Genomic DNA, 5,954 nt, shown 5'->3' with positions numbered 1-5,954 from the left:
GCGACATCGTTGGCGCGAGCCACCTCGAAAGCGCAAATTTCAAGCCATGCCAAAGCTATCTTAGCGCATATGCCCTCAAGGGGGGAGATTGGCAGCTTGGGCGCCGGCGCCCTTCCTGCCTCGATTATTAGCGAAAGCGGACGCGACATCGATCTCCCCCCTTGAGGGGGAGATGGCCGGCAGGACAGAGAGGGGGGCCTCGCGCCGCCGTATCTTATCTCTGCACCCCTACCACGGCACCACGCTAATCTCCGGCCAGAACGCCTGCGCCCTTCTCCCCTTCGCCTCATGCGTCCGCTGATTGTCCAGCACCCGGTTCGGCGTGATGCGGAACGAAAAAAGGTCGTCGAGCCCAAACGGCGCCACCAAATCCAGGCACCCCTCGGTATCGTACCGCACCCCGACCGCATGCGTCTTCGACGCAAAATGGCTCACCGATTCACTCGCGCTGGCATAGCGCGGGCATTCCTGCCCGAACTTCTGCGGATACCACAGATGCACCCGCGCCTGGTTGCGCACCTCGACCGGCAACGACAAGCCCGCGAAATGCGCAGCCGCCCGGCGGATCACCGCGTCCTCCGCCTCGTAGGATAAATCCGTGTCATCGAAATAGAACAGGTCGACATCCTTGATGCCGTAGCCCGGCGGCTTGCCGGTCAGGTGGTTCCAGACGCTGTTGTAGAGCACGCCGGAAACCACCAGCCAATCGGGCAGCGCGAGTTGGCGCACGCGCGTCAGTGTTTCATTGAGCAGCGGGTCGCGCGCAACGATGGTGAGGAATGCCGCGCGCTGCTCTTCGAAGGCAAGGCCGGAATAGCGGAGATGGTGCATCGCTCTTTTGGAGAGCGATTCGCCATGCTCCGGCAATCCTCAGAAGCAATTCCAGGAAAAGTGCACAGCGGTTTTCCGCCCGGAATTGTATAAAGCAGAGACTCGCTACGCCCTCAGCACGCCACCCGTCTGCTTGTTGACGTTCTCGACGATGCGTTTTGCGAGCGCCTCGAAATCCTCGTCGGTCAGCGTTTTTTCGACCGGCTGGATCGAAACCTCGATGGCGATCGACTTCTTGGCCGCGCCGAGCGAGGCGCCTTCAAAGACGTCGAACACCGAAACGCCGGTGACCAGTTTCTTGTCGGCCGCGAGCGCTGCCCGCACCAGCGTGCCGGCTTCCACCGACCTGTCCACGACGAAAGCAAAATCGCGCTTCACCGCCTGGAACGGCGAGAGCTCCAACTTCGGCTTGGTGCGCGTCGGCTTGGCCTTCGGTTCCGGCACGGCGTCGACGAAAACCTCGAAGCCGCAGATCGGGCCGGAGGCGTCGAGCGTTTCGAGCGTTTTCGGATGGAACTCGCCGAATGTGCCGAGCACCGTCTTTGGCCCAAGCTTGATCGTTCCTGAACGTCCCGGGTGATACCAGGCCGGGCCGCCGGGCTCGATCTGCAGCCGGTCGACCGGCGCGCCGCAGGCTTCGAGCGCTGCGATTGCGTCCGCCTTGGCGTCGAACACGCCGACCGGCCCGGCATTGCCGGACCAACTGCGGCCCGAGCCGTCGAGCTTGGCCGTGCCGCGCCGCACGCCGGCTGCGACGCGCCGCTGCTGGTCGGCCAAGTCGCCCTCATAGGTACCGGAGACCTCGAACAGTGCCACATCGCCGATGCCGCGGTCGGCATTGCGCTGCGCGGCCGCGATCAGCCCCGGCAGCAGCGAAGGCCGCATGTCGGACATGTCGGCGGCGATCGGGTTGGCGAGTTTCAGGCCGTTCTGGCCGCCGCCGAACAGCTCGGCGTGCTTTGCGGGGATGAACGACCAGGTGACGGCCTCCATCATGCCGCGCACGGCCAGCGCGCGCTTGGCCGAACGGGTGCGTAGCTGCAGCGTGGTCAGGATCTTGCCGTTGACCGCGTCATGCGAGGTAAGCGGCTGCGGCGCTATGTTGTCTACGCCGTGGATGCGCATCACCTCCTCGACCAGATCCGCCTTGCCGTCGATATCCGGCCGCCAGGACGGCACCTTCACCTCGACGGTATCGCCCGAGCTGCGCGGCTCGAAGCCGAGCCGCGTCAGGATGCTGAGCGCTTCCTCTCTTGGCACCTCGATGCCGGTCAGCCGCTTCACTTCCGAGAGCGGGAAGAAGATGATCTTCGGCTTGTGGCCGGCATAGCCCGCCACTTCGATTTCCGTCGGCGTGCCGCCGCAAAATTCGAGCACCAGCTTGGTCGCAAGCTCCACGCCCGGCACCATGAACTCAGGGTCGACGCCGCGCTCGAAGCGGTAGCGCGCATCGCTGATGATGCCGAGCGTGCGGCCGGTGCGGGCCGTCGTGATCGGGTCCCAGAGCGCCGATTCGATCAGCACGTCAGTGGTGTTCTCATCGCAGCCCGAATGCTCGCCGCCCATGATGCCGGCGATCGATTCGACGCCATTGTCATCGGCGATAACGCACATTTCCGGCGTCAGCGTGTATTCGCGCCCGTCAAGCGCCAGCACCGTCTCGCCTTGCTTGGCGCGACGCACCACGAGATTGCCGGCGACCTTGTTGGCATCGAAGACATGCAGCGGCCGGCCGCGGTCGAAGGTGACATAGTTGGTGATGTCGACCAGGGCGCTGATCGGGCGCAAGCCGATGGCGATCAGCCGCTGTTGCAGCCATTTCGGCGATGGGCCGTTCTTCACCCCGTTCACCAGCGTCAGCGCGAAGCCGGGGCAGAGTTCCGGCGCCTCGATCTTGACCTTGACCGGGCACATGCCGTTGCCGACATGCGGCATGATCGCACCGCCGGTAAGCCGGCCAAGCCCGCTCGCCGCGAGGTCGCGCGCGATGCCGTAGACGCTGGTCGCGTCCGGCCGGTTCGGCGTCAGATTGATCTCGATCACCGGATCGTCGAGATGCGCGTAGGCGGCGAAGCTGGTGCCGACCGGCGCGTCCTGCGGCAAATCGATGATGCCGTTATGCTCGTCGGAGATTTCCAGCTCGCGTTCCGAGCACATCATGCCGTGGCTTTCGACACCGCGGATCTTGCCGACCGAGAGCGTCACGTCGATGCCGGGAATATAGGTGCCGGGCACCGCGAAGGCGCCGATCATGCCCGCGCGGGCATTGGGCGCACCGCACACGACCTGCACCGGCGGCTTGCCGTCGCCGGTGTCGACGGTCAGCACGCGCAGCCGGTCGGCGTCCGGATGTTGCACTGCCGTCAGCACCTTCGCGATGACGAAGGGTTTCAGGCCGGCCTTGTCGTCGACATGCTCGACTTCGAGGCCGATCGCGGTCAGCCGCTCGACGATCTCGGCGAGCGAGGCGTCGGTCTCGAGATGGTCCTTGAGCCAGGAGAGGGTGAATTTCATGACTGTGTTTCCGAGGGTCTTTGTTCTTCGGGCCGGGGCACGCTGGTCTTAAGCTCGCGCGGCAGCGCATCGGGCATGTGCAGGAAAGATAGCTGCTCGCGCACATGCGCATGCACGGTCGGCCTGAAATAGGCCGGCATGTCCATGGCGCCGATCATGAAATAGATCCGGTTGTCGAGCCGCTGGTCGGTATAGGCGATAGGCGAGCCGCAAATGCCGCAGAACGAGCGCTCCACCGGGCCGTTGCGGTAGCTTTTCAGCGATTTGCCATTGAGCGCGACCTGGTCGGCCATGAAGCCGACAAAGGCCGACACCGGCGCGCCGCTGGCCCGCCGGCAATCGCCGCAATGGCAATAGCTGATGTGATGCGGCTCGGCCGAGGCCTCGAACCGCACCGCGCCGCAACGGCAGCCGCCGGTGTGAGGTGCCGTCATGCAGACAGCCCCCCGAACAGCGTCGGCAGGTCGAGCGGCCGGAAGCCGTAATGCGCGAGCCACCGCACGTCGGCATCGAAGAAGGCGCGCAGGTCCGGCATGCCGTATTTCAGCATGGCGATGCGGTCGATGCCCATGCCCCAGGCAAAGCCCTGATATTCGTCGGGGTCGAGGCCGCCGGCGCGCAGCACGTTGGGATGCACCATGCCGCAGCCCAGGATCTCCATCCAGTCGGACCCTTCGCCGAAGCGCACTTCGCCGGGACGCGAGCGGTCGCACTGGATGTCGACCTCGAGGCTCGGCTCGGTGAACGGGAAGAAGGACGGGCGGAAGCGCATCTTGACCGACGGCACCTCGAAGAAGGCCTTGCAGAACTCCTCCAGCACCCACTTCATGTTGGCGACATTGGCCGATTTGTCGACCACCAGCCCCTCGACCTGATGGAACATCGGCGAGTGAGTGGCGTCCGAATCCTGCCGGTAGGTCTTGCCGGGGATGACGATGCGGATCGGCGGCTTCTGCCGCTCCATGGTGCGGATCTGGACGGGCGAGGTGTGCGTGCGCAACAGCTTGCGCTCGCCCTTCTCGTCCGGCTGGAAGAAGAAGGTGTCATGCATCTCGCGTGCCGGATGCCCCTCGGGGAAATTCAGCGCCGTGAAATTGTAATAGTCCGTCTCGATATCCGGGCCTTCGGCGATCGCGAAGCCGAGGTCGCCGAAGATGGCGGCGATCTCGTCGATCACCTGGCTGATCGGATGGATGCGGCCGCGCTCGGCCGGCGACTGGCGAACGGGGAGCGTGACATCGACCTTCTCGGCGGCGAGCCGCGCGGCGATGGCCACATCCTTCAGTTCGGCCTTGCGCGCGGCGAGCGCCTCGGTGATGCGGTTCTTCAGGCCGTTGATCGCCGGGCCCTTCACCTGCCGCTCCTCGGCGCTCATGGCGCCCAGCGTCTTCAGCATTTCGGAGACCGAGCCCTTCTTGCCGAGCGCCGAGACGCGCACCGCCTCGATTGCCGGTTCGTCGGCCGCAGCCGCGATGTCGGCCATCAGGGAAGCTTCAAGGGTTTCAAAATTTCCAGCGGTGGCGTTCACGGCGAAACTCTCTCGATCGGGTAACCACCGTGGTTCGGTGCGTCACCATTTTGGTTACATCGGGCATAAGAAAAACCCGCGCCAGCCGTGCCAGCGCGGGTTCCCCAAATCAGAATTGCGTATGCTTGGGAAGCGCTGGCTTAGGCGACAGCGCTCTCAAAAGCGTTCGGCGTGGTGTTCTTCAGATATTCGAGCGCGACCTTGGCCTTGGCCACCAGCGCGGCGAAAGCCTGCGGCTCGTGGATGGCCATGTCCGAAAGAACCTTGCGGTCGATCTCGATGCCGGCCTTGTTGAGGCCGTCGATGAAGCGGCCATAGGTCAGGCCATGCTCGTGGGTCGCGGCATTGATGCGCTGGATCCACAGCGCGCGGAAAGAGCGCTTGCGGTTCTTGCGGTCGCGATAGGCATATTGCAGCGACTTCTCCACCGCCTGCTTGGCGATGCGGATGGTGTTCTTGCGGCGGCCGTAAAAGCCCTTGGCGGCTTTCAGGACCTTCTTGTGCTTGGCGTGGGCGGTGACGCCTCTCTTTACGCGTGCCATGTCATGATCTCCTTAAAAAGCAATTCCAGGAAAAGTGTGTAGCGGTTTTCCGTTCGGAATTGCGTCAAACAAATGCGTCCAGGCCGAAATGCTCAGAGGCCGTTCGGCAGAAAATTCTTGATGACCTTCTTGCCGTCCGGTTCAGCCAGAACCATCGTGCCGCGGGCATCGCGAATGAACTTGTTGGAACGCTTGATCATGCCGTGGCGCTTGCCGGCGGCAGCCGACAGCACCTTGCCGGTGGCAGTAATCTTGAACCGCTTCTTGGCGGCCGATTTGGTCTTCATCTTGGGCATTTTGCTACTCCGTATTGGTGGCGCACCATCGCGCTTCTTGTCTCGCTTCGGGCCGACCAAAGCCCGAAAAGCAAATGAAACCGCCACGGCATGCCCTGCCGGGCGGTTTTCTTGAAACCGCGGTCCTATAGATCAAAGACGGCCAGTACGCAACACCTCAAGCCATGCGTGTCGTAAGCGCATGAGTTGTCCGGGTTAGGTAGCACATGAGTTGTCCGGTTTTATCGCCAGCGAATGGAGGCT

Annotated in this window: 6 protein-coding genes; all 6 read right to left on the bottom strand. The window is 63.7% G+C overall.

Annotation, left to right across the window (positions count from 1 at the left end; translation table 11 throughout):
- Positions 1–228: 228 nt before the first annotated feature.
- The 6 genes from LB528_RS29965 to rpmI all read right to left on the bottom strand — a co-directional run bounded on the left by LB528_RS29965 (position 229) and on the right by rpmI (position 5,711).
- Positions 229–831: a nucleotidyltransferase family protein gene (locus LB528_RS29965; RefSeq protein ID WP_224717227.1), complete on the bottom strand. Its 603-nt coding sequence runs from the start codon at positions 829–831 to the stop codon at positions 229–231.
- A gap of 105 nt (positions 832–936) precedes the next feature.
- Entirely contained in the window at positions 937–3,345 is a 2,409-nt protein-coding gene (gene pheT / locus LB528_RS29960; protein WP_224717226.1) for a phenylalanine--tRNA ligase subunit beta, read from the bottom strand.
- Positions 3,342–3,779, bottom strand: a complete 438-nt coding sequence (locus LB528_RS29955; protein ID WP_224717225.1) for a GFA family protein — start codon at positions 3,777–3,779, stop codon at positions 3,342–3,344. The genes pheT and LB528_RS29955 overlap by 4 nt, the downstream gene beginning before the upstream one ends.
- Complete coding sequence (gene pheS / locus LB528_RS29950) at positions 3,776–4,828, bottom strand: phenylalanine--tRNA ligase subunit alpha (RefSeq protein ID WP_224717224.1); 1,053 nt, start codon at positions 4,826–4,828, stop codon at positions 3,776–3,778. Before pheS ends, LB528_RS29955 begins: the two co-directional genes overlap by 4 nt.
- Positions 4,829–5,013: 185 nt before the next feature.
- Positions 5,014–5,415, bottom strand: coding sequence for a 50S ribosomal protein L20 (gene rplT, locus LB528_RS29945; protein ID WP_042637600.1), 402 nt, complete (start codon positions 5,413–5,415; stop codon positions 5,014–5,016).
- 92 nt (positions 5,416–5,507) lie between these two features.
- On the bottom strand, positions 5,508–5,711 hold the full coding sequence (rpmI, locus tag LB528_RS29940) for a 50S ribosomal protein L35 (RefSeq protein WP_027166935.1): 204 nt from the start codon (positions 5,709–5,711) through the stop codon (positions 5,508–5,510).
- Positions 5,712–5,954 lie beyond the last annotated feature (243 nt).

Source organism: Mesorhizobium sp. CA4, assembly GCF_020165075.1.
Lineage (GTDB): Bacteria > Pseudomonadota > Alphaproteobacteria > Rhizobiales > Rhizobiaceae > Mesorhizobium.
Note: the sequence above shows the minus strand (reverse complement) of the source record. Positions and strands in the feature narration are given on the sequence as shown.